Below are 22492 nucleotides of genomic sequence, written 5' to 3'. Positions count from 1 at the left end.
AGTAACCATGGTCGACAAACTGACGCATCTGAAACAGCTGGAGGCGGAAAGCATCCACATCATCCGCGAGGTCGCCGCCGAGTTCGACAACCCGGTGATGCTCTACTCGATCGGTAAAGACTCCGCCGTGATGTTGCACCTGGCACGCAAGGCTTTCTTCCCGGGCAAGCTGCCGTTCCCAGTGATGCACGTCGACACGCGCTGGAAATTCCAGGAAATGTACAAGTTCCGCGACAAAATGGTCGAAGAGCTTGGTCTGGACCTGATCACTCACGTCAACCCGGATGGTGTGGCGCAGGGTATCAACCCCTTCACCCACGGCAGCGCCAAGCACACCGATATCATGAAGACCGAGGGCCTCAAGCAAGCCCTGGACAAGCATGGTTTCGATGCAGCGTTCGGCGGCGCCCGTCGCGATGAAGAGAAGTCTCGTGCCAAAGAGCGCGTGTACTCGTTCCGCGACAGCAAGCACCGCTGGGACCCGAAGAACCAACGTCCGGAGCTGTGGAACGTTTACAACGGCAACGTCAACAAGGGCGAGTCGATCCGCGTGTTCCCGTTGTCCAACTGGACCGAGTTGGATATCTGGCAGTACATCTACCTGGAAGGTATCCCGATCGTGCCGTTGTACTTCGCCGCCGAGCGCGAAGTGATCGAGAAGAACGGCACGTTGATCATGATCGACGACGACCGCATCCTCGAACACCTGTCCGACGAAGACAAAGCCCGCATCGTCAAAAAGAAAGTCCGTTTCCGTACCCTTGGCTGCTACCCGTTGACGGGCGCGGTGGAGTCCGAAGCCGAGACGCTGACGGACATCATTCAGGAAATGCTCCTGACGCGAACTTCCGAGCGCCAGGGCCGGGTCATCGACCACGATGGCGCAGGCTCCATGGAAGATAAAAAACGTCAAGGCTATTTCTAAGGGGCTGTCATGTCGCATCAATCTGATTTGATCAGCGAGGACATCCTCGCCTACCTGGGCCAGCACGAGCGCAAAGAGATGTTGCGCTTCCTGACCTGCGGCAACGTCGACGACGGCAAGAGCACCCTGATCGGGCGCCTGCTGCACGACTCCAAGATGATCTACGAAGATCACCTGGAAGCCATCACCCGCGATTCGAAGAAGTCCGGCACCACCGGCGATGACATCGACCTGGCCTTGCTGGTCGACGGACTGCAGGCCGAGCGTGAGCAGGGCATCACCATCGATGTTGCCTACCGCTACTTCTCCACCGCCAAGCGCAAGTTCATCATCGCCGACACCCCCGGCCATGAGCAGTACACCCGCAACATGGCCACCGGTGCGTCCACCTGTGACCTGGCGATTATCCTGATCGACGCCCGCTATGGCGTGCAGACCCAGACCCGTCGCCACAGCTTTATCGCCTCGTTGCTGGGCATCAAGCACATCGTGGTGGCCGTCAACAAGATGGACATCAACGGCTTTGACCAAAGCGTATTCGAGTCGATCAAGGCCGATTACCTGAAGTTCGCGGAAGGCATCGCGTTCAAGCCAAGTACCCTGGCCTTCGTGCCGATGTCGGCGCTCAAGGGCGACAACGTGGTGAACAAGAGCGAGCGTTCGCCCTGGTACACCGGCCAGTCGCTGATGGAGATCCTCGAGACCGTCGAGATCGCCAACGACCGCAACTACACCGACCTGCGTTTCCCGGTGCAGTACGTCAACCGCCCGAACCTGAACTTCCGTGGTTTTGCCGGCACTCTTGCCAGCGGCATCGTGCACAAAGGCGACGAAGTCGTGGTGCTGCCGTCACGCAAACGCAGCCGGGTCAAATCCATCGTCACCTTCGAAGGTGAGCTGGAGCACGCCGGCCCAGGCCAGGCCGTGACCCTGACCATGGAAGACGAGATCGATATCTCCCGTGGCGACCTGTTGGTGCATGCCGACAATGTGCCGCAAGTGACCGATGCGTTCGACGCCATGCTCGTGTGGATGGCTGAAGAGCCGATGCTGCCGGGCAAGAAATACGACATCAAGCGCGCTACCAGCTACGTGCCGGGCTCTATCACCAGCATCGTGCATCGCGTGGACGTGAACACCCTGGCCGAAGGCCCGGCGAGTTCGCTGCAGCTCAACGAAATTGGCCGGGTCAAGGTCAGCCTTGATGCCGCCATTGCGTTGGATGGCTATGACAGCAATCGCACCACCGGTGCCTTTATCGTCATCGACCGCCTGACCAATGGCACCGTGGCCGCGGGCATGATCATCGCGCCACCGGCCAGCCAGGGCGGTGCAGCGCAGCACGACAAATTGGCACACGTGGCCACTGAAGAACGTGCCCTGCGTTTCGGCCAGCAACCGGCCACCGTGTTGTTCAGCGGCTTGTCGGGTGCCGGCAAGAGCACGTTGGCCTATGCGGTTGAGCGCAAGCTGTTCGACATGGGGCGTGCGGTGTTCGTGCTGGACGGCCAGAACCTGCGGCATGACCTGAACAAAGGCTTGCCTCAGGACCGTGCCGGGCGTACCGAGAACTGGCGCCGTGCGGCTCACGTGGCGCGTCAGTTCAACGAAGCCGGTTTGCTGACCCTTGCGGCTTTTGTCGCGCCGGATGCCGAAGGCCGTGAACAGGCCAAGGCGCTGATTGGCAGTGATCGCCTGCTGACCGTCTATGTGCAGGCGTCGCCGCTGGTATGTGCCGAGCGTGATCCGCAAGGTTTGTACGCGGCCGGTGGGGATAACATCCCTGGCGAGTCCTTCCCGTACGACGTGCCGTTGAATGCCGACCTGGTGATCGATACCCAGGCCTTGTCGCTGGAAGACAGCGTCAAGCAAGTGCTGGAGTTGTTGCGTCAGCGCGGCGCGATCTAGGCTTTATTGCCGCACAAAAAAGCCCGCCACCGAGTGATCGGTGGCGGGCTTTTTACACATTCTCAAATGTGGACTCGGTCAATGTGGGAGCTGGCTTGCCTGCGATGGCGGACTGTCAGTTTATTTATCCTTAGCTGATCCACCGCTATCGCAGGCAAGCCAGCTCCCACATTGAATTGCATCCACATGCTGATCAGCGGCTGGCTGGAGAGTCTTTGTGCAACTGCTCCAGCAACGCATCCTTGTCTTCCCACAACCGGTTGATCCAGCCCTGGAACGCTAACCGGTACTCCCCATCCTGCTCATAATTCTTGCCAATGAATTCAGCCGGGATCTGCACCTCTTCAAAATGCACCACCACCTCCTTCACATTGCCGCACAGCAAATCCCAATAGCCTGGGCGCCCGGCAGGGTAATGGATGGTCACATTCACCAATGATTTGAGCTGCTCGCCCATGGCATCCAGCACAAACGCAATGCCGCCCGCCTTGGGTTTAAGCAGGTAGCGAAACGGTGACTGTTGCTGCGCATGCTTGCCCGGCGTAAAGCGTGTGCCTTCGGCAAAGTTGAAAATCCCCACGGGGTTGTCGCGAAACTTCGCACAGGTCTTGCGGGTGGTTTCCAGGTCCTTGCCTTTCTTTTCCGGGTGCTTCTCAAGATAAGCCTTGGTGTAGCGCTTCATGAACGGAAAGCCCAGTGCCCACCACGCCAGACCAATCACCGGAACCCAGATCAGCTCTTGCTTGAGGAAAAACTTCAGCGGGCGAATGCGCCGATTGAGCACGTATTGCAGCACCATGATATCGACCCAGCTCTGGTGGTTGCTGGTCACCAGATACGAATGCTGATAGTCCAGGCCTTCAAGGCCGCTCAGGTGCCAGCGTGTGCGGCGCACCAGGTTCATCCAGCCTTTGTTGTTGGTCACCCAGGCTTCGTGGGTGTGGTTCATCAGCCATTCGCTGAAGCGCTTGGCGAAGGGCAGTGCCTTGAACAGCGCGACAATAAACAGGAACGAGCACAGCAGGATCGTGTTCAGCGCCAGCAACAGCGAAGCGATCACCCCGCGTACGGCGGCAGGTAGAAAATCCAGCATTTAGATATCCATAGGTCGGTTGGCGGCTTGGATCGCAGTCAGCGCGATGGTGTACACGATGTCGTCTACCTGGGCGCCGCGCGGCAGGTCGTTGACCGGTTTGCGCAGGCCCTGGAGCATCGGCCCCAGGCTCACGCAATCGGCGCTGCGTTGCACGGCTTTGTAAGTGGTGTTGCCGGTGTTCAGGTCGGGGAACACGAACACCGTGGCCTTGCCCGCCACCTGGCTATTGGGCGCCAATTGCCGGGCCACGCTTTCATTGGCGGCGGCGTCGTATTGCAGCGGTCCGTCGATCAGCAGCGAGCCTTGCTGTTCGTGGGCGAGCAGGGTGGCTTCGCGGACTTTTTCCACTTCTTCGCCGCTGGCCGAATCACCGCTGGAATAGCTGATCATTGCCACCCGTGGCGTGATGCCGAACGCGGCGGCGGAATCGGCGCTTTGCAAGGCAATTTCCGCCAGTTCCGCGGCGCTCGGGTGCGGGTTCATCACGCAGTCGCCGTATACCAGCACCTGCTCGGGGAACAGCATGAAGAACACCGACGACACCAGGGTGCAGCCCGGCGCGGTCTTGATCAGTTGCAGGGCCGGGCGAATGGTATTGGCGGTGGAGTGGATGACGCCGGAGACCAGGCCGTCCACTTCGTCCAGGGCGAGCATCATGGTGGCGATCACCACTGTGTCTTCCAGCTGTTGCTCGGCCATGGGGGCGTTGAGGCTCTTGGTCTTGCGCAAGGCAACCATCGGCTCGACATAGCGCTGGCGAATCAGGTCCGGGTCAAGAATCTCCAGGCCCTCGGGTAGCTCGATACCCTGGGCACGGGCGACCGCTTCGACATCCGCCGGTTTGGCCAACAGCACGCAGCGGGCAATGCCTCGGGCCTGGCAGATGGCGGCGGCCTGCACCGTCAGCGGCTCGCTGCCCTCGGGCAACACGATGCGCTTGTTGGCGGCCTGGGCCCGTTGGATCAACTGGTAGCGGAACACCGCCGGCGACAGGCGCATCTCCCTGGGCGTGCCACACCGTTGGTGCAGCCAGCGTGCGTCGAGGTGGCTGGCGACGAAGTCGGTGATGATCTCCGCGCGCTCACGGTCATCGATGGGGATTTCCTTGTTGAGGCTATTGAGCTGGTTGGCGGTGTCGTAGGAGCCGGTGCTCACCGACAGCACTGGCAACCCGGCCTGGAAGGCGCCGCGGCACAGATCCATGATGCGCGGGTCGGGCAGGGTGTCGCTGGTCAGCAGCAGGCCGGCCAGCGGCACGCCGTTGATCGCGGCCAGGCTGACGGCGAGGATGATGTCGTCGCGATCGCCGGGGGTAACCACCAGGACGCCGGGCTTGAGCAGCTCTACGGTGTTGCGCATGGTACGGGCGCAAATGATGATCTTGGTCATGCGCCGGGTTTCATAGTCACCGGCGTTGAGGACCTGCGCACCCATCAGGTCGGCCACATCGCGGGTGCGCGGGGCATTGAGTTCGGGCTGGTAGGGGATGCAGCCAAGCAGGCGGAAATCGCCGCTGCGCAACAACGGCGAGTGCTCTTTAAGGCGCGCCGAGAATGCCTCCATGCTTTCGTCGGTGCGCACTTTGTTGAGGATCACGCCCAATACTTTCGGGTCTTTGGGGCCGCCGAACAGTTGGGCCTGCAATTCCACCCGGCCAGAGAGCTCGGTGAGCACTTCGTTCTCCGGCGCCGAGACCAGGATCACTTCCGCATCCAGGCTCTTGGCCAGGTGCAGGTTGACCCGCGCGGCGTAGCTGGCGCTGCGGGTCGGCACCATGCCTTCGACGATCAGCACGTCTTTGCCTACGGCGGCCTGCTGATACAGGGTGATGATTTCTTCAAGCAGCTCATCGAGTTGGCCGTCGCCGAGCATTCGCTCCACATGGGCCAGGCCCAGGGGTTGTGGTGGCTTCAGGCCGTGGGTACGTGCCACCAGCTCAGTGGAGCGCTCCGGACCGGTATCGCCCGGGTGTGGCTGGGCAATCGGTTTGAAGAAGCCGACTTTAAGGCCGGCCCGTTCCAGGGTGCGCACCAGCCCAAGGCTGATGGAGGTCAGACCCACACCAAAATCGGTGGGCGCGATAAAAAAAGTCTGCATGCGAATTCTCTGGAGGTGCATGGCTTGGGTGGCGCCCTATGCATGGGCGCCTACCGCGAATCAGGCGTCAAGGTTATCGTTATTCGCGCACTTGCGCACACCAGCCGCACGCAAAGGGTTGGCCTATTTTTTCAAGGCGTTGCGCGGGGTCGACGACCCAGGCGCGCGACTGCCACGGCGGCTGGTGGCGCAGGTGCTGGGTGTGGCCGCAGGACAGCTCGGCAACCCAGTGCCGGTCGTCATCCTGGTGGAATCCGGTGATCGTCGAGACCGTTGGTCGGCCCCGTCTGTCCGGGTTCTGTTCGCTTTCGGGCAAATCCTTGTTTAGACTTGTCCGTTCTTCATTCTTATGCAAAAGGTCTCGCCCCATGACGATCGCCGCTAACAAGGCTGTCTCCATCGACTATACCCTGACCAACGACGCTGGTGAGGTCATCGACAGCTCAGCCGGCGGCGCGCCGCTGGTCTACCTGCAAGGCGCAGGTAACATCATCCCAGGCCTGGAAAAGGCCCTGGAAGGCAAGGCAGTCGGTGACGAACTGACCGTAGCCGTAGAACCTGAAGATGCCTACGGCGAATACTCCGCCGAGCTGGTCAGCACTTTGAGCCGCAGCATGTTCGAAGGCGTTGACGAGCTGGAAGTGGGCATGCAGTTCCACGCTTCCGCGCCGGACGGCCAAATGCAGATCGTCACCATCCGTGACCTGGACGGCGATGATGTGACGGTCGACGGCAACCACCCTCTGGCTGGCCAGCGCCTGAACTTCCAAGTGAAAATCGTTGCCATCCGCGATGCTTCCCAGGAAGAAGTGGCTCACGGCCACGTCCACGGTGAAGGCGGTCATCACCATTGATTGTGGTTTGATCAATCGGTAGCAAAAACGCCCCGACTGGTTCGGGGCGTTTTTTTTTTGCGTTTTAATGTGGGAGGGGGCTTGCTCCCGATAGCGGTGTATCAGTACCAGATATTCTGACTGACACACCGCCATCGGGAGCAAGCCCCCTCCCACAAGGGAAGTTGTGATGAATCTTTGGGCAAACAAAAATGCCCCGGACCTTTCGGTACGGGGCATTTCTTAACTGTTACGCAGCCTGGGCTGCGTGGCAGTTGTTACCACTTAGGCTGCAGCAGGAACGCTCAGAGCCTTGATGTGGCCATTCAGGCGGCTCTTATGGCGAGCGGCCTTGTTCTTGTGGATGATGCCTTTATCGGCCATACGGTCGATAACTGGCACGGCCAGAACGTAAGCAGCTTGAGCTTTTTCAGCGTCTTTGGTGTCGATGGCTTTAACTACATTCTTGATGTAGGTACGAACCATGGAACGCAGGCTGGCGTTGTGGCTGCGACGCTTCTCAGCCTGTTTTGCACGTTTTTTGGCGGAAGGTGTGTTGGCCACCGTCGAGCTCCTCGAAAGACTTTTTAGGAAATAGCAAACAAAATAGGCCGCGAATCATGCCGATGACTTGATGGGTTGTCAAGGGCGGCTGATGCGAACTGCTGAGTGGTCGATCTGAAGAGGCGGGTGATTTATTTCCGGCGCTTGACCTGTAAACTCGCGAGCTTTGGCTCTGTGCTGTTGCAGGCGCGCAGTATCGCATAAGTGGGCGCTTTGTTCGCCTGCTCTTTATCTATAGGCGCAAACTCTTTCAATGAATCTGCTCAAATCGTTGGCTGCGGTCAGCTCTATCACGATGATCTCCCGGGTTTTGGGGTTTGTGCGTGACACTCTGCTGGCGCGCATCTTTGGCGCCAGTATGGCCACGGATGCCTTCTTTATTGCCTTCAAACTCCCCAACCTGCTGCGACGGATCTTTGCCGAAGGCGCGTTCTCCCAGGCGTTCGTGCCGATTCTGGCCGAATACAAGACCCAGCATGGCGAGGAGGCGACTCGTACGTTCATCGCCTACGTCTCGGGTTTGCTGACGCTGGTACTGATGCTGGTAACCATCGTCGGGATGCTCGCCGCGCCCTGGGTGATCTGGGCCACGGCGCCCGGTTTTGCCAATACGCCGGAAAAGTTTGCGCTCACCACTGATCTGCTGCGGGTGACCTTTCCTTATATATTGCTGATTTCCCTGTCTTCGCTCGCCGGGGCGATCCTCAATACCTGGAATCGTTTCTCGGTACCGGCCTTTGTGCCAACCTTGCTGAACGTCAGCATGATTATTTTTGCGCTGTTCCTTACGCCGTATTTCGATCCGCCCGTCATGGCCCTGGGCTGGGCGGTCCTGGCCGGCGGCCTGGCGCAGTTGCTGTACCAACTGCCGCACCTGAAAAAAATCGGCATGCTCGTACTGCCACGCCTGAACCTCAAGGACACCGGCGTCTGGCGTGTGATGCGCAATATGCTGCCGGCGATACTCGGGGTATCGGTCAGTCAGATTTCCCTGATCATCAACACCGCGTTCGCCTCGTTGCTGGTATCCGGCTCGGTATCGTGGATGTACTACGCCGACCGCTTGATGGAGTTGCCATCCGGTGTGCTTGGTGTGGCATTGGGCACGATCCTGCTGCCTACCCTGGCACGCACCTATGCCAGCAAGGATCGTCAGGAGTATTCGCGCATTCTCGATTGGGGCCTGCGTCTGTGCTTTCTGTTGGTGTTGCCATGCGCACTGGCCCTGGGAATCCTGGCCGAGCCGCTGACGGTCTCGCTGTTTCAATACGGGCAATTCGATGCGCACGACGCGTTGATGACCCAGCACGCACTGGTTGCCTACTCTGTCGGTCTGCTCGGCATTATTGTGATCAAGGTGCTGGCACCGGGCTTCTACGCACAGCAGAACATCCGTACGCCGGTGAAAATCGCGATTTTCACGCTGATTGTCACGCAACTGCTCAACCTGGTATTTATCGGTCCTTTGGCCCATGCCGGGCTGGCGCTGGCGATCAGTGCCGGAGCTTGTATCAATGCAGGCCTGCTGTTTTATCAACTGCGCAAACAGCAGATGTATCAACCACAGCCGGGTTGGGGGGTGTTTACCCTCAAGTTGCTCGTGGCGGTGGCTGCGATGTCCGCCGTGCTGGTGGGCTTGATGCACGTGATGCCGGCCTGGGGCGATGGCGATATGCTGGAGCGCTTTATGCGCCTGGGTGTCTTGGTGGTCGCGGGCGTGGCGGTGTACTTCGGGATGTTGCTATTGCAGGGTTTCCGCCTGCGCGATTTCAATCGCAAGTCGCTGGGATAGAGACTTTGCCGCGATAAAACGATTGTTTTATCGATTCGACCCATTTGGCCTGCGCTGTTGCCTGTCGTCCGGGGCTGGGTGTGGTTATAATCGACCACTTTATGAGCAAGAAGCGCGTTATGCAGCTGGTTCGAGGTCTCCACAACCTGCGCCCCGAGCATCGGGGCTGCGTCGCCACTATTGGCAACTTTGACGGTGTTCACCGTGGCCACCAGGCTATCCTGGCAAGGCTGCGCGAGCGTGCGGTCGAGTTGGGTGTGCCCAGCTGCGTGGTGATTTTCGAGCCACAACCGCGGGAGTTCTTTACCCCGGAAACAGCGCCGGCCCGCTTGGCGCGCTTGCGCGACAAGCTGCAACTGCTGGCGGAGGAGGGCGTGGACCGCGTCCTCTGCCTGGCTTTCAACCAGCGTTTGCGCAGCCTCAGCGCCGCCGAGTTCGTCGACCGCATTCTGGTCGATGGCCTGGGTGTACAACACCTGGAGGTTGGTGACGACTTCCATTTCGGTTGCGATCGGGTCGGGGATTTCGATTTCCTGCAACATGCCGGCGTCAACCAGGGCTTTACCGTTGAAGCCGCCCAAACCGTCGAACTGGACGGCCTGCGTGTGAGCAGCACCCAGGTGCGTAACGCCTTGGCTGCCGCCGACTTCGACCTGGCCGAGCGTTTGCTCGGTCGCCCGTTCCGCATTGCCGGGCGGGTACTGCACGGCCAGAAGCTGGCGCGCCAATTGGGCACGCCAACTGCCAACGTGCAACTCAAGCGCCGCCGAGTGCCGCTGACTGGGGTTTACCTGGTGAGCGTCGACATCGACGGCCAATCGTGGCCGGGAGTCGCCAATATAGGCGTCAGGCCCACGGTTGCAGGTGATGGCAAGGCCCACCTGGAAGTTCACCTTTTGGATTTTGCCGGTGATTTATACGACCGGCGTTTGACGGTGGTTTTCCACCAGAAGCTGCGTGAAGAGCAGCGTTTCGCCTCCCTGGAGGCGTTGAAAACGGCGATCAATGCGGATGTCGCCGCCGCCCGTGCACTAGCCGCACCTAGCGCCCATCGCTAACCGAAGAGCCTTAAATGACCGACTATAAAGCCACGCTAAACCTTCCGGACACCGCCTTCCCAATGAAGGCCGGCCTGCCACAGCGCGAACCGCAGATCCTGCAGCGCTGGAACAGTATTGGCCTGTACGGAAAGTTGCGCGAAATTGGCAAGGATCGTCCGAAATTCGTCCTGCACGACGGCCCTCCTTATGCCAACGGCACGATTCATATCGGTCATGCGCTGAACAAGATTCTCAAGGACATGATCCTGCGCTCCAAAACCCTGTCGGGCTTTGACGCGCCGTACGTTCCGGGCTGGGACTGCCATGGCCTGCCGATCGAGCACAAAGTCGAAGTGACCTACGGCAAGAACCTGGGCGCGGACAAGACCCGCGAACTCTGCCGTGCCTACGCCACCGAGCAGATCGAAGGGCAGAAGTCCGAATTCATTCGCCTGGGCGTGCTGGGCGAGTGGGACAATCCCTACAAGACCATGAACTTCAAGAACGAGGCCGGTGAAATCCGTGCCTTGGCTGAAATCGTCAAGGGCGGCTTCGTGTTCAAGGGTCTCAAGCCCGTGAACTGGTGCTTTGACTGCGGTTCGGCCCTGGCCGAAGCGGAAGTCGAATACGAAGACAAAAAGTCGTCGACCATCGACGTGGCCTTCCCGATTGCCGATGACGCCAAGCTGGCCGAGGCATTCGGCCTGGCAAGCCTGGCCAAGCCGGCTGCCATCGTGATCTGGACCACCACCCCGTGGACCATCCCGGCCAACCAGGCGCTGAACGTGCACCCGGAATTCACCTACGCTCTGGTGGATGTCGGTGATCGCCTGTTGGTGCTGGCCGAAGAAATGGTCGAGTCGTGCCTTGCCCGCTACGAGTTGCAAGGCTCGGTGATCGCCACCGCCACCGGCTCCGCGCTGGAACTGATCAACTTCCGTCACCCGTTCTATGACCGTCTGTCGCCAGTGTACCTGGCTGACTACGTCGAGCTGGGTTCGGGTACCGGCATTGTCCACTGCTCGCCTGCCTATGGCGTGGACGACTTCGTGATCTGCAAGAAGTACGGCATGGTCAACGACGACATCATCAACCCGGTGCAGAGCAACGGCGTATACGTGCCTTCGCTCGAGTTCTTTGGTGGCCAGTTCATCTTCAAGGCTGACCAGCCGATCATCGAAAAACTGCGTGAAGTCGGTGCGTTGATGCAAACCGCCGCCATCCAGCACAGCTATATGCATTGCTGGCGTCACAAGACCCCGCTGATCTACCGCGCTACGGCGCAGTGGTTTATCGGCATGGACAAAGAGCCGACCAGCGGCGACACCTTGCGTGTACGCTCGCTCAAGGCCATCGAAGACACCAAGTTCGTCCCGTCCTGGGGTCAGGCGCGCCTGCACTCGATGATCGCCAACCGTCCGGACTGGTGCATCTCCCGCCAGCGCAACTGGGGCGTGCCGATCCCGTTCTTCCTGAACAAGGAAAGCGGTGAGCTGCACCCGCGCACCGTCGAGCTGATGGAAGTCGTGGCCCAGCGTGTCGAGCAGCAAGGCATCGAAGCCTGGTTCAAGCTGGACGCTGCCGAGCTGCTGGGCGACGAAGCGCCGCTGTACGACAAGATTAGCGACACCCTCGACGTGTGGTTCGATTCGGGCACCACTCACTGGCATGTGCTGCGTGGTTCGCACCCGATGGGCCACGAGACCGGCCCGCGTGCCGACCTGTACCTGGAAGGTTCGGACCAACACCGTGGCTGGTTCCACTCGTCGTTGCTCACCGGTTGCGCCATCGACAACCATGCGCCGTACCGCGAGCTGCTGACCCACGGCTTCACCGTCGACGAGACGGGCCGCAAGATGTCCAAATCGCTGAAGAACGTGATCGAGCCGAAAAAGATCAACGACACCTTGGGCGCCGACATCATGCGCCTGTGGGTGGCTTCCACCGATTACTCGGGTGAAATCGCCGTGTCGGACCAGATCCTGGCCCGCAGCGCCGACGCCTACCGTCGTATCCGCAATACCGCGCGATTCATGCTGTCGAACCTGACCGGCTTCAACCCGGCCAGCGACCTGCTGCCGGCCGAAGACATGCTCGCCCTCGACCGTTGGGCTGTGGACCGTACCTTGTTGCTGCAGCGCGAGTTGCAGGAACACTACGGCGAATACCGCTTCTGGAACGTCTACTCCAAGATCCACAACTTCTGCGTGCAGGAGCTGGGTGGTTTCTACCTCGACATCATCAAGGACCGCCAGTACACCACTGGCGCCAACAGCAAGGCGCGCCGTTCGGCGCAGACCGCGCTGTACCACATCAGCGAAGCGCTGGTGCGCTGGATCGCACCGATCCTGGCATTCACCGCTGACGAACTGTGGGAGTACCTGCCGGGCGAGCGTAACGAGTCCGTCATGCTCAACACCTGGTACGAAGGCCTGACCGAACTGCCGGCTGACTTCGAACTGGGCCGCGAGTACTGGGAAGGCGTGATGGCCGTCAAGGTTGCGGTGAACAAGGAACTGGAAGTCCAGCGTGCGGCCAAGGCCGTGGGTGGCAACCTGCAAGCCGAAGTCACCCTGTTTGCCGAAGACGGCCTGACCGCCGACCTGGCCAAGCTGAGCAACGAGCTGCGCTTCGTGCTGATCACCTCTACTGCGAGCCTGGCGCCGTTTACCCAGGCTCCGGCAGATGCGGTGGCTACCGAAGTGCCTGGCCTTAAGCTCAAAGTGGTCAAGTCGGCCTTCCCCAAGTGCGCTCGTTGCTGGCACTGCCGTGAAGACGTCGGCGTGAACCCTGAGCACCCGGAAATCTGCGGTCGTTGTGTCGACAACATCAGCGGTGAAGGCGAGGTTCGCCACTATGCCTAATGCAGACAGTCGTTTCGGACGTCTGGGCTGGCTCGTACTGAGCCTGCTGGTCCTGGTCATTGACCAGGTCAGCAAGGCTCACTTCGAGGGCTCCCTGGAAATGTTCCAGCAAATCGTGGTGATCCCGGATTATTTCAGCTGGACCCTGGCCTACAACACTGGCGCCGCCTTCAGCTTCCTCGCTGACGGCGGTGGCTGGCAGCGCTGGCTGTTTGCTGTGATCGCCGTGGTGGTAAGTGCCGTACTGGTGGTGTGGCTCAAGCGCCTGGGCCGCGACGACACCTGGCTGGCCATCGCGCTGGCCCTAGTGTTGGGTGGCGCGCTGGGCAACCTGTATGACCGCATCGCCCTGGGCCATGTGATCGACTTTATCCTGGTGCATTGGCAGAACCGCCACTACTTCCCGGCGTTCAACTTTGCCGACAGTGCTATCACCGTCGGCGCAATCATGCTGGCGCTGGATATGTTCAAGAGCAAGAAAACCGGAGAAACCGTCAATGACTGATCAGGTATTGGCTGAGCAACGCATCGGCCAGAACACGGAAGTCACTTTGCATTTCGCACTGCGCCTGGAGAATGGCGACACGGTCGACAGCACGTTCGACAAGGCCCCCGCGACCTTCAAGGTCGGCGACGGCAACCTGCTGCCGGGTTTCGAAGCGGCACTGTTCGGTTTCAAGGCCGGTGACAAGCGCACCCTGCAAATCCTGCCGGAAAACGCCTTTGGCCAGCCCAACCCGCAAAACGTGCAGATCATCCCCCGTTCGCAGTTCCAGAACATGGACCTGTCGGAAGGCTTGCTGGTGATCTTCAATGATGCGGCGAACACTGAATTGCCTGGCGTGGTGAAAGCATTTGATGACGCGCAAGTGACCATCGACTTCAATCACCCGTTGGCCGGCAAGACGTTGACCTTTGACGTCGAGATTATCGACGTCAAAGCGCTGTAACCGACCGTACGCGGTCTAAAATGTGGGAGGGGGCTTGCTCCCGATAGCGGTATATCAGCTAAATGTGCAGACTGATATACCTATATCGGGAGCAAGCCCCCTCCCACCTTTGATCTCCATTGTCGGTTGAGTCAGTGTCAAATTGACTCAATATGGCTGCAATACACGAGGCACAGCATGCAAATCAAACTCGCCAACCCCCGTGGCTTCTGCGCCGGCGTGGACCGGGCGATCGAAATCGTCAATCGCGCCCTGGAAGTCTTCGGGCCGCCGATTTATGTGCGCCATGAAGTCGTCCATAACAAATTTGTGGTCGAAGACTTGCGCGCGCGCGGGGCGATCTTTGTCGAAGAACTCGATCAGGTGCCCGACGACGTGATCGTCATCTTCAGTGCCCACGGTGTTTCCCAGGCTGTACGTACCGAAGCGGCGGGCCGTGGCCTCAAGGTGTTCGATGCCACCTGCCCACTGGTGACCAAGGTGCATATCGAGGTGGCGCGCTACAGCCGCGACGGTCGTGAGTGCATCCTGATCGGCCACGCCGGTCACCCGGAGGTAGAAGGCACCATGGGCCAATACGACGCCAGCAACGGCGGTGCTATCTACCTGGTCGAGGACGAGAAAGACGTCGCCAACTTGCAGGTGCACAATCCGGAACGCCTGGCCTTCGTGACCCAGACCACCTTGTCCATGGACGACACCAGCCGCGTAATCGATGCCCTGCGCACGCGGTTCCCGGCCATTGGCGGCCCGCGCAAGGATGACATCTGCTACGCCACGCAAAACCGCCAGGATGCGGTCAAGCAACTGGCAAATGAGTGTGACGTAGTGCTGGTGGTCGGCAGCCCTAACAGCTCCAACTCCAACCGCCTGCGTGAGCTGGCCGAGCGCATGGCTACGCCGGCGTACCTGATCGACGGTGCCGAAGACATGCAGCGCAGTTGGTTCGATGGTGTCGAGCGTATCGGCATCACGGCAGGCGCCTCCGCACCGGAAGTGCTGGTACGCGGCGTGATCCAGCAGTTGCAGGCCTGGGGCGCTACTGGCGCCGATGAGCTGGCAGGTCGTGAAGAGAACATCACGTTCTCGATGCCGAAGGAACTGCGGGTCCGCTCGCTGCTCTGACGCCAACAATGCCGGCATCGGCTCGGCATAATGCCTGCTCGGTCTTGTCACTGCGCAGGCTGATGCGTCCGCTGGGGGCCAGCACGATCTGATACAGGCTCTGTGCCTGGCTCGTGTCGCACACATGCACGGTGCCGGCACGGAAGCCTCCGCCGGCGAAAACCGGTTCTCCCAAGCCGCTGAAACGCACCTGGTTCGTGACCGGGCCATTGCCTGCCACGGGCACGCGACCATCGCCCTGGCGCTCCAGCAGCACCGGGTTGTCGTCGTCCTGATGGCCGCGTCCACTGACATCCAGTATCACCCGCCACCCCAGGCTCCAGTCCCTGTCGTTTGCATGAATGACCACCGCCTGATTGCGCGTGATGGCCTCCATGCGTGCGTAACGCAGTCCGGCGGCAAGTAATTGGGCCACGCTTTGTCGTTGCTGCGATTCAAGCAAACCTTTGAAACCGGGTACGGCCAATTGCGCGAGGAAGCTGGTGACGATCAGCCCCAGCAGCATTTCAATCAGGGTGAACCCTCGTTGTGTCATGTGCGTTCCCTCCGTGGACGCGAGTGAATCTTCGAGTTGCAGACCTAGGTATAGCGCCTGGCCGCGAATGCTGGGTGATGGCCTTTATGTCCAAAGTATTTCCCTTTGTTCCGGCAGCAGCGCTGCTCGAAATCCGCCGCTAGTCTTGGATCGCACAGCAGGGTTTGCCTGCTTTTTTCCGGCCTTCGACATGGATGACGACGGTAATGCCTGCCCGCCCGAATCGATTTTTTCTGCGCTCCGCGCATCGGCACCAATCCGGCATGACGCTGATCGAGGTGCTGATAGCGCTGTTGATCCTGGCTGTCGGCCTGATGGGCGCTGCAATGCTTCAGCTCAACGCGCTCAAGTACACCGACAGCGCCAGGATGATCAGCCAAGCCAGCTTTATCGCCTACGACATGCTCGACCGAATTCGCGCCAATGCTGGTGCGGATTACACGTGGGGGAGGGACGAGTCGGGGCCGCCCAACACTTCGGCCGCCAGTGTGCGCGACCTGGACCTGCACGATTTCGAGGCCAATATCATTGGTTTTGCTGGCAAGGATGCCAAGGGATCCGTGGCGGTAAGCGGGCATGAGGTCACCATCAGCATCAGTTGGGAGGATCGCCGCTCAGCAGGCACCCCAGGAGCACGGGAAACCTTCATGCTGACCAGCCGAGTCACCAGTGAGCAGGGAGCCTTGCAATGAATCGTCATGCCCGAGGTTTCAGCCTGGTGGAGTTGTTGCTGGCACTCGCCGCCGGGCTGGTGCTGGTGTTGGGGGTGAGTCAGGTGCTCATAAGTTCACGATTGACTCACGACAGCCAGCAGGCCGCCATGGTGCTGCAGGATGATGCGCGGCTTGCCCTGGGCAAGATCACACAGGACATTCGTCAGGCAGGCATGTTGGGATGTTTGGCCGCGACCGTTATCGACAACGCCCCGGCTGCCTTCGATCGACCGATAAGCTGGGACGCGTCGGGAAGTTCAAGGTCGCTGACGTTGGTCACCGCGCACCTCGGTGACGGCGCTGGCAAGCCCGACTGGACGGTGTTGTCCGACTGCAAGGAGGCGGCCCAGGCGTATGAGGGGGCAGCACCTGCCGCCGCCCCTGGCCTGATCCGCTTTGGCATACGCCAGCTTACCTACACCTATGAATCGGGCCAGTTGAAGGTCAGTACTCCGGCAGCGCCGGCAAAGGCGGTACTGATTGATAACGTGGGGGCATTCGACATCAGTTTTGGCTTGGCGGCTGAACCTGCATCAACGGTTGTGGTGCGTTACGACAGCCATCCAGCTGACAGTTCTTTGGTACGTAGTGTGCGTATCTCCATGACTCTGCAAGACCCAACTGGGCGGGTTAAGGACCAGACCTACAGTGTCGTTGCGGCGCTGCGAAATCGGTTGGGTTAGGGGCGATGTCGATGCTTGGCGGTATTCGGGTACGGCAGAACGGGATGGTGCTGCTGATCAGTCTGGTATTCCTGCTGTTGTTATCGCAGGTGGGGCTGTCGTCGATACAGGGGGCGGTCGCCCAGCAAAAAGTCGCGAGTAGCCTGTGGCAGCGTAATCAATCCTTTCAGTCTGCTGAAAGCGGTTTGCGGCTGGGGGAGTCGGTTGTGCAGAGGGGCGGCCCTGCGATGCCTGTGTGCAACTCGGTTATTACGTGTGTACCGCCCAATGAAGCATTTTCCTTGACTGGCGCAGGGGCAAACCCTGTCTCAGCGGTCACCTGGTTGGCCTTGAGGGGTGGGTTTTATGGCGTTCAATCCCTGGGGGAAGGAGCAGGGCTGGCTCATTTGCCGCCCGATACACGGGCAGCGCTCTTTCGCATCACTGCCGTGGGCCTTACAGGCCAATCGCGCACGGTGCTGGAGTCGGTTTATGCACGGGTGGAGGAGGGCGGCAACGTCAGGTTTCGACGGATTTCATGGCGGCAACTTCAATAAGGAGCAATGGGATGGGCATGGATAGCCAGGGCTTTACCCTGATGGAGTTATTGATCGCCGTGGCGATCGTTGCGTTGTTGGCCGGCATTGCGTATCCCGGGTACATCGGCCAGGTAAAAAAGGTGTATCGCGCGCAAATAGTCGCGTTGCTGAGCGAGCAAGCCCAGCACCTGGAGCGCGCATATACCAGAAACGGCACTTTTATTGATGCGGGCGGCGCCATTGCGGGTAACGATCACTATAGAATCAGTGTGATTTTAAACCCCCAGGATTTCGACTTGCTCGCTACGCCTGCCGTGGACTCAGTCATGGCGGACGACGCGTGTGCAGCTTTCAGCTTGAGCAGCACCGGTATGCGAAGCAACCCGGGAGCGGCGCCTGAAATGTCGCGCAAAGTCTGCTGGGGGCAGTGATGAGAGTGCTTGAAGAGTGGGCGCCGGGCGCGCCTTTCCCTGTTTATCGGCGGGATCAGATGATGGCAAAGCAACAGCAAGTGGTGATTGTCGGCGGCGGAGTAATCGGGCTGTTGACGGCGTACAACCTTGCCAGAGAAGGGCGTGCAGTCATGCTGCTGGAGCGTGCGGGGCTTGGGCAGGAGTCTTCCTGGGCGGGTGGCGGAATTGTCTCACCGTTGTATCCATGGCGTTATAGCCCGGCCGTGACTGCCTTGGCCCATTGGTCCCAGGATTTCTATCCGCAGTTGGCACAGCGCTTGTTTGCCGCAACCGGTGTCGATCCCGAGGTTCATACCACGGGTTTGTACTGGCTTGACCTGGATGATGAGGCTGATGCATTGGCCTGGGCTGCGCGTGAAGGGCGGCCATTGAGCAAGGTGGACGTGTCCCAGGCTCATGATGCCGTGCCGGCGCTGGGAGGCGGCTACTCCCGGGCGATCTACATGGCCGATGTGGCCAATGTGCGCAACCCTCGCCTGGTCAAATCCTTGAAGGCGGCGCTGCTGGCGTTGCCGGATGTGACGATTCACGAGCACTGCGAAGTGTCGGGTTTTGTGCAGAACAACAATCGCGTGGTGGGGGTGAACACTGCGACGGGACCGGTTTTTGCCGATCAGGTGGTGCTCGCCGCCGGGGCCTGGAGCGGGCAGTTGCTGAGCACACTGGGCATGACCCTTCCCGTGGAGCCGGTCAAAGGCCAAATGATCCTGTACAAGTGCGCGTCCGACTTTTTATCCAGCATGGTCTTGGCCAAGGGGCGCTATGCAATCCCCCGCCGCGATGGGCACATTCTGATTGGAAGCACATTGGAACATGAGGGGTTCGACAAGACGCCGACCGAAACTGCGTTGGCGAGCCTCAAGGCGTCTGCGGTGGAACTGATCCCCGCCTTGGCGGACGCCGAGGTAGTTGGGCATTGGGCGGGGTTGAGGCCCGGTTCGCCGGAAGGTATCCCCTATATCGGAGAGGTTCCCGGCTTTCAGGGCTTGTGGCTCAATTGCGGGCATTACCGCAATGGCCTGGTACTCGCACCTGCCTCCTGCCAGTTGTTCGCCGACTTGCTGTTGGGGCGGGCTCCGATCATTGATCCGGCGCCTTATGCCCCGGCAGGTCGCCTCAACGCTGGATAGACTTCGGCCCTTGTTCCAGGTGCGCCTGGGTGCAGTACCACTCCTGGCGCGAACTCAGTGCGCGATCCTGCGGCAGGTGCACGCCGCAGTGGGCGCATCGCACCATCAGCGCTGCGTTCGGCTCGGCAGGTCGTTGCTGGCGGGCTGCAGGGTTTTTGAATTTGCGCCAGAACCATACCGCGGCAGCAATGACGGCAATCCAGAACAGTAGACGAAGCATGATGGGCAGTTTCTCGACAAGGAATGCGCCAGTTTAGCCAAGCTGGCCACAGGCGCACAGCGCAATAAATACTCGCTCATAAAAAAGGGAGCTCCTTCAGAGCTCCCTTTTGCGTTGCGTCGAACAATCAGTCGAACACACCGAAGGTCATGTAGCTGAACCACGAACGGTCTTCGTTGTTGCCAAGGGCCTGCGGCTCCTCTTCTTCGATAACGTCTCCGTTCTCGTCGTGAGGCTTGAGGTCCGAAGGGATGGCATCCTTGGCGTCCTGGTACTGCTTGATCACGTCCTGGTTGGCGCGGGTTTCACCCGGCGGCAGTGGCGGACGAGACTCGATCAGGCCCAGGGTGTACTTGCTCAGCCACGAACGGTTGTCGGCTTCGGCAACCTGAGGCACGAACTGGCCATCTTTCAGGCTTGGGTGATCTGGGTAGTTGAGCTTCAGGGTTTCCAGGCTGGTGGTCGCCAGGGTGTCCAGGTGCAGACGCTGGTAAGCCTCGGTCATCACCGCCAGGCCGTCGCCCACGGATGGGGTTTCCTGGAAGTTCTCCACAACATAGCGGCCACGGTTGGCGGCAGCTACGTAGGCCTGACGGGTCAGGTAGTAGTGGGCCACGTGGATTTCGTAGGAGGCCAGCAGGTTGCGCAGGTAGATCATGCGCTGCTTGGCGTCCGGCGCGTAGCGGCTGTTGGGGTAGCGGCTGGTCAGCTGGGCGAACTCGTTGTAGGAGTCGCGTGCAGCGCCCGGGTCACGCTTGGTCATGTCCAGCGGCAGGAAGCGCGCCAGCAGGCCAACGTCCTGGTCGAACGAGGTCAGGCCTTTCATGTAGTAGGCGTAGTCCACGTTCGGGTGCTGTGGGTGCAGGCGGATAAAACGCTCGGCAGCGGACTTGGCAGCTTCCGGCTCGGCGTTCTTGTAGTTGGCGTAGATCAGCTCCAACTGGGCCTGGTCGGCATAGCGGCCGAATGGGTAGCGCGACTCCAATGCCTTCAGCTTCGCTGTGGCGCTGGTGTAGCTATTATTGTCCAGGTCTGTCTGAGCTTGCTGGTACAGCTCGACTTCGCTCAGGTTTTCGTCGACGACGTCCTTTGTTGACGAGCAAGCAGCAGTCATGGCGAGGATGGCGATCAGCAGCAGGTGTTTCACTTGCATGGCGGCTTGCGTCCCTATGACGGCCGCTGTCTTGGGCGGGGCCGTCCTGTTATGATGAGCGCCCCGTTGAAAGCCTCGGGGCAAAAGACGCCGTATTTAACCACAAGCGCGCAGCCGAAACCAAAGGCTGTGCCACGCCTAGTCTGAGCATGTCCGATAAAATTGAACTTCGCGCAGAGGTGCCGTCCGAATTGGGCGGCCAACGCCTCGATCAAGTCGCCGCACAATTATTCGCTGAGCACTCGCGCTCGCGCCTTTCCGCCTGGATCAAAGACGGCCGCCTGACTGTGGATGGAGCGGTTATCCGCCCGCGAGACATAGTTCATGGCGGTGCGATTCTTGAGCTGACTGCCGAGCAGGAAGCCCAGGGAGAATGGGTCGCCCAGGACATCGAGCTGGATATCGTCTATGAAGACGACGACATCCTGGTCATCAACAAACCCGCTGGCCTGGTGGTTCACCCGGCTGCCGGGCACGCTGATGGCACTTTGCTCAATGCCCTGTTGCACCACGTCCCGGACATCATCAATGTCCCGCGCTGCGGCATCGTGCACCGTCTGGACAAGGACACCACCGGTTTGATGGTGGTGGCCAAGACCATTCAGGCGCAGACGCAACTGGTTACTCAGTTGCAGAGTCGCAGCGTCAGCCGGATCTACGAGTGCATCGTGATCGGTGTGGTGGTGGCCGGGGGCAAGATCAACGCCCCGATTGGTCGCCATGGCCAGCAGCGCCAGCGTATGGCGGTGATGGAAGGTGGCAAGCAAGCCGTCAGCCACTACCGTGTGCTGGAGCGTTTCCGCTCCCACACCCATGTGCGGGTCAAGCTGGAAACCGGGCGCACCCACCAGATTCGCGTGCACATGGCGCATATCAACTTCCCGTTGGTCGGCGATCCTGCCTACGGTGGGCGCTTCCGTATTCCGCCGGCGGCAAGCCAGACAATGGTCGAGTCGCTGAAGTCCTTCCCGCGCCAGGCACTGCACGCACGCTTCCTGGAACTGGATCATCCGACGAGCGGTAAGCGCATGAGTTGGGAATCGCCACTTCCAGACGACCTGGTCTGGTTGTTGTCGCTGCTCAAGCAGGATCGTGAGGCGTTTATCGGATGAGTGACTGGCTGATTCCTGACTGGCCCGCGCCGTCTCAGGTCAAAGCCTGCGTCACGACTCGTGCGGGCGGTGTCAGTCTGGCGCCGTTCGACAGCCTCAACCTGGGCGATCACGTCGAGGACAGCCTTGAGGCCGTCCTTGAAAATCGCCGTCGTCTGAGCAGCGCCTTCGATATCCAGCCTGCCTGGTTGCGCCAAGTCCACGGTACTCACGTGGTTGAGGCCGATCCAGGCCTTACCGTCGAGGCAGATGGCAGTTGGACCAGCACCCCCGGCATCGCCTGCACATCCATGACCGCCGATTGCCTGCCTGCGCTGTTCTGTAATCGTGCGGGTACCCGGGTTGCCGCAGCCCATGCCGGTTGGCGTGGCTTGGCGGCTGGCGTGCTGGAGGCCGCATTCGAAAGCCTGGATACTGCTCCTGAAGACGTCCTGGTCTGGCTCGGCCCAGCCATTGGCCCGCAAGCCTTTGAGGTCGGCCCGGAGGTACGTGAAGCGTTCATGCAGCAACTGCCGGCCACCGCTGAAGCCTTTGTTCCCAGCCACAACCCCGGCAAGTTCATGGCCGACATCTACCAGCTGGCGCGCCTGCGTCTGGCAGCAAACGGTGTCACCGCTGTATATGGTGGTGGTTTTTGCACCGTGACCGATCCACGCTTCTTTTCTTATCGCCGCAGCCCGCGTACGGGCCGATTCGCCTCCCTTATCTGGCTTGAACGCTAGACTGTCCTGACCTGTATCAACAGTCCGCCGCTTGAAACC

General features: G+C 60.2%; 23 protein-coding genes. 16 read left to right on the top strand and 7 right to left on the bottom strand.

The annotated features are described in order from the left end of the window. Nucleotides 1-7 precede the first annotated feature (7 nt). Together cysD and cysN are read left to right on the top strand one after the other, a co-directional pair. The gene (gene cysD / locus E4P01_RS10220) at nt 8-925 is read left to right on the top strand and encodes a sulfate adenylyltransferase subunit CysD (RefSeq protein ID WP_005784641.1); all 918 of its coding nucleotides are present in this window, start codon (nt 8-10) and stop codon (nt 923-925) included. A 9-nt stretch (nt 926-934) separates the two neighbouring features. Next, a complete protein-coding gene (gene cysN, locus E4P01_RS10215) occupies nt 935-2833 on the top strand; it encodes a sulfate adenylyltransferase subunit CysN (RefSeq protein ID WP_005784642.1) in 1899 nt (632 codons plus the stop codon). Between the two features lie 193 nt (nt 2834-3026). Here cysN and E4P01_RS10210 read toward each other — a convergent pair whose 3' ends face one another. The 3 genes from E4P01_RS10210 to E4P01_RS10200 form a co-directional block, all read right to left on the bottom strand. Further along, nucleotides 3027-3926 (bottom strand): acyltransferase, encoded by a 900-nt coding sequence (locus E4P01_RS10210; RefSeq protein ID WP_216090723.1) that lies wholly within the window; start codon nt 3924-3926, stop codon nt 3027-3029. Beyond that, a complete protein-coding gene (gene pta, locus E4P01_RS10205) occupies nt 3927-6026 on the bottom strand; it encodes a phosphate acetyltransferase (RefSeq protein ID WP_078820253.1) in 2100 nt (699 codons plus the stop codon). Between the two features lie 79 nt (nt 6027-6105). Next, nucleotides 6106-6396, bottom strand: coding sequence for a DUF3565 domain-containing protein (locus E4P01_RS10200; RefSeq protein WP_078820254.1), 291 nt, complete (start codon nt 6394-6396; stop codon nt 6106-6108). On the opposite strand from E4P01_RS10200, the gene E4P01_RS10195 reads away from it, so the two are divergent. Further along, entirely contained in the window at nt 6395-6880 is a 486-nt protein-coding gene (locus tag E4P01_RS10195) for a peptidylprolyl isomerase (protein WP_003171645.1), read from the top strand. The genes E4P01_RS10200 and E4P01_RS10195 overlap by 2 nt on opposite strands. Nucleotides 6881-7144: 264 nt before the next feature. Here the strand turns inward: E4P01_RS10195 and rpsT are convergent, their stop codons facing one another. After that, the gene (gene rpsT / locus E4P01_RS10190; protein WP_003188401.1) at nt 7145-7423 is read right to left on the bottom strand and encodes a 30S ribosomal protein S20; all 279 of its coding nucleotides are present in this window, start codon (nt 7421-7423) and stop codon (nt 7145-7147) included. A 253-nt stretch (nt 7424-7676) separates the two neighbouring features. On the opposite strand from rpsT, the gene murJ reads away from it, so the two are divergent. From murJ to ispH, 6 genes are all read left to right on the top strand, one after another. Continuing rightward, nucleotides 7677-9215 (top strand): murein biosynthesis integral membrane protein MurJ, encoded by a 1539-nt coding sequence (murJ, locus tag E4P01_RS10185; RefSeq protein ID WP_216090724.1) that lies wholly within the window; start codon nt 7677-7679, stop codon nt 9213-9215. A gap of 119 nt (nt 9216-9334) precedes the next feature. Beyond that, nucleotides 9335-10273, top strand: a complete 939-nt coding sequence (ribF, locus tag E4P01_RS10180) for a bifunctional riboflavin kinase/FAD synthetase (protein WP_003188404.1) — start codon at nt 9335-9337, stop codon at nt 10271-10273. Between the two features lie 14 nt (nt 10274-10287). Further along, entirely contained in the window at nt 10288-13119 is a 2832-nt protein-coding gene (ileS, locus tag E4P01_RS10175; RefSeq protein WP_078820256.1) for an isoleucine--tRNA ligase, read from the top strand. Then, a complete protein-coding gene (lspA, locus tag E4P01_RS10170; protein WP_032877979.1) occupies nt 13112-13624 on the top strand; it encodes a signal peptidase II in 513 nt (170 codons plus the stop codon). Before ileS ends, lspA begins: the two co-directional genes overlap by 8 nt. Nucleotides 13625-13631: 7 nt before the next feature. Next, nucleotides 13632-14069: an FKBP-type peptidyl-prolyl cis-trans isomerase gene (fkpB, locus tag E4P01_RS10165; RefSeq protein WP_177327426.1), complete on the top strand. Its 438-nt coding sequence runs from the start codon at nt 13632-13634 to the stop codon at nt 14067-14069. A gap of 177 nt (nt 14070-14246) precedes the next feature. Then, nucleotides 14247-15194, top strand: coding sequence for a 4-hydroxy-3-methylbut-2-enyl diphosphate reductase (gene ispH / locus E4P01_RS10160; protein ID WP_005784653.1), 948 nt, complete (start codon nt 14247-14249; stop codon nt 15192-15194). Here the strand turns inward: ispH and E4P01_RS10155 are convergent. After that, complete coding sequence (locus E4P01_RS10155; protein WP_216090725.1) at nt 15148-15729, bottom strand: GspH/FimT family pseudopilin; 582 nt, start codon at nt 15727-15729, stop codon at nt 15148-15150. The genes ispH and E4P01_RS10155 overlap by 47 nt on opposite strands. Nucleotides 15730-15935: 206 nt before the next feature. Between E4P01_RS10155 and pilV the strand changes: the two genes are divergently transcribed. The 5 genes from pilV (at nt 15936) to thiO (ending at nt 19246) form a co-directional block, all read left to right on the top strand. Beyond that, on the top strand, nt 15936-16421 hold the full coding sequence (gene pilV / locus E4P01_RS10150; protein ID WP_216090726.1) for a type IV pilus modification protein PilV: 486 nt from the start codon (nt 15936-15938) through the stop codon (nt 16419-16421). Further along, a complete protein-coding gene (locus E4P01_RS10145; RefSeq protein WP_078820258.1) occupies nt 16418-17125 on the top strand; it encodes a prepilin-type N-terminal cleavage/methylation domain-containing protein in 708 nt (235 codons plus the stop codon). The genes pilV and E4P01_RS10145 overlap by 4 nt, the downstream gene beginning before the upstream one ends. Before the next feature lie 5 nt (nt 17126-17130). After that, on the top strand, nt 17131-17661 hold the full coding sequence (locus tag E4P01_RS10140) for a PilX N-terminal domain-containing pilus assembly protein (RefSeq protein WP_078820259.1): 531 nt from the start codon (nt 17131-17133) through the stop codon (nt 17659-17661). Nucleotides 17662-17672: 11 nt separating this feature from the next. Beyond that, nucleotides 17673-18074, top strand: coding sequence for a type IV pilin protein (locus E4P01_RS10135; protein WP_032877965.1), 402 nt, complete (start codon nt 17673-17675; stop codon nt 18072-18074). Nucleotides 18075-18136: 62 nt separating this feature from the next. After that, on the top strand, nt 18137-19246 hold the full coding sequence (gene thiO / locus E4P01_RS10130) for a glycine oxidase ThiO (protein WP_005784658.1): 1110 nt from the start codon (nt 18137-18139) through the stop codon (nt 19244-19246). Here thiO and E4P01_RS10125 read toward each other — a convergent pair. Next, nucleotides 19233-19466: a PP0621 family protein gene (locus E4P01_RS10125; protein ID WP_005784659.1), complete on the bottom strand. Its 234-nt coding sequence runs from the start codon at nt 19464-19466 to the stop codon at nt 19233-19235. The two genes, thiO and E4P01_RS10125, sit on opposite strands and share 14 nt — an antisense overlap. A 127-nt stretch (nt 19467-19593) precedes the next feature. Next, nucleotides 19594-20619 carry an outer membrane protein assembly factor BamD gene (locus E4P01_RS10120; protein ID WP_005784660.1) on the bottom strand — a complete coding sequence of 342 codons (1026 nt, stop codon included), beginning with the start codon at nt 20617-20619 and terminating at the stop codon, nt 19594-19596. 149 nt (nt 20620-20768) lie between these two features. Between E4P01_RS10120 and rluD the strand changes: the two genes are divergently transcribed. Further along, complete coding sequence (rluD, locus tag E4P01_RS10115; protein WP_005784662.1) at nt 20769-21731, top strand: 23S rRNA pseudouridine(1911/1915/1917) synthase RluD; 963 nt, start codon at nt 20769-20771, stop codon at nt 21729-21731. Next, the gene (gene pgeF / locus E4P01_RS10110) at nt 21728-22453 is read left to right on the top strand and encodes a peptidoglycan editing factor PgeF (RefSeq protein ID WP_032877959.1); all 726 of its coding nucleotides are present in this window, start codon (nt 21728-21730) and stop codon (nt 22451-22453) included. The genes rluD and pgeF overlap by 4 nt, the downstream gene beginning before the upstream one ends. Nucleotides 22454-22492: the final 39 nt, after the last annotated feature.

It is taken from the genome of Pseudomonas sp. NCIMB 10586 (assembly GCF_023127895.1).
GTDB lineage: Bacteria > Pseudomonadota > Gammaproteobacteria > Pseudomonadales > Pseudomonadaceae > Aquipseudomonas > Aquipseudomonas synxantha_A.
This window is presented reverse-complemented; position numbering and strand designations above follow the sequence as displayed.

Bases quoted from the DNA above. Each gene is read 5' to 3' on its own strand.
- cysD (WP_005784641.1), top strand. From the start codon at position 8: ATGGTCGACAAACTGACGCATCTGAAACAGCTGGAGGCGGAAAGCATC.
- cysN (WP_005784642.1), top strand. From the start codon at position 935: ATGTCGCATCAATCTGATTTGATCAGCGAGGACATCCTCGCCTACCTG.
- E4P01_RS10210 (WP_216090723.1), bottom strand. From the start codon at position 3,926: ATGCTGGATTTTCTACCTGCCGCCGTACGCGGGGTGATCGCTTCGCTG.
- pta (WP_078820253.1), bottom strand. From the start codon at position 6,026: ATGCAGACTTTTTTTATCGCGCCCACCGATTTTGGTGTGGGTCTGACC.
- E4P01_RS10195 (WP_003171645.1), top strand. From the start codon at position 6,395: ATGACGATCGCCGCTAACAAGGCTGTCTCCATCGACTATACCCTGACC.
- E4P01_RS10200 (WP_078820254.1), bottom strand. From the start codon at position 6,396: ATGGGGCGAGACCTTTTGCATAAGAATGAAGAACGGACAAGTCTAAAC.
- murJ (WP_216090724.1), top strand. From the start codon at position 7,677: ATGAATCTGCTCAAATCGTTGGCTGCGGTCAGCTCTATCACGATGATC.
- ribF (WP_003188404.1), top strand. From the start codon at position 9,335: ATGCAGCTGGTTCGAGGTCTCCACAACCTGCGCCCCGAGCATCGGGGC.
- ileS (WP_078820256.1), top strand. From the start codon at position 10,288: ATGACCGACTATAAAGCCACGCTAAACCTTCCGGACACCGCCTTCCCA.
- lspA (WP_032877979.1), top strand. From the start codon at position 13,112: ATGCCTAATGCAGACAGTCGTTTCGGACGTCTGGGCTGGCTCGTACTG.
- ispH (WP_005784653.1), top strand. From the start codon at position 14,247: ATGCAAATCAAACTCGCCAACCCCCGTGGCTTCTGCGCCGGCGTGGAC.
- E4P01_RS10155 (WP_216090725.1), bottom strand. From the start codon at position 15,729: ATGACACAACGAGGGTTCACCCTGATTGAAATGCTGCTGGGGCTGATC.
- pilV (WP_216090726.1), top strand. From the start codon at position 15,936: ATGCCTGCCCGCCCGAATCGATTTTTTCTGCGCTCCGCGCATCGGCAC.
- E4P01_RS10145 (WP_078820258.1), top strand. From the start codon at position 16,418: ATGAATCGTCATGCCCGAGGTTTCAGCCTGGTGGAGTTGTTGCTGGCA.
- E4P01_RS10140 (WP_078820259.1), top strand. From the start codon at position 17,131: ATGTCGATGCTTGGCGGTATTCGGGTACGGCAGAACGGGATGGTGCTG.
- E4P01_RS10135 (WP_032877965.1), top strand. From the start codon at position 17,673: ATGGGCATGGATAGCCAGGGCTTTACCCTGATGGAGTTATTGATCGCC.
- thiO (WP_005784658.1), top strand. From the start codon at position 18,137: ATGGCAAAGCAACAGCAAGTGGTGATTGTCGGCGGCGGAGTAATCGGG.
- E4P01_RS10125 (WP_005784659.1), bottom strand. From the start codon at position 19,466: ATGCTTCGTCTACTGTTCTGGATTGCCGTCATTGCTGCCGCGGTATGG.
- E4P01_RS10120 (WP_005784660.1), bottom strand. From the start codon at position 20,619: ATGCAAGTGAAACACCTGCTGCTGATCGCCATCCTCGCCATGACTGCT.
- rluD (WP_005784662.1), top strand. From the start codon at position 20,769: ATGTCCGATAAAATTGAACTTCGCGCAGAGGTGCCGTCCGAATTGGGC.
- pgeF (WP_032877959.1), top strand. From the start codon at position 21,728: ATGAGTGACTGGCTGATTCCTGACTGGCCCGCGCCGTCTCAGGTCAAA.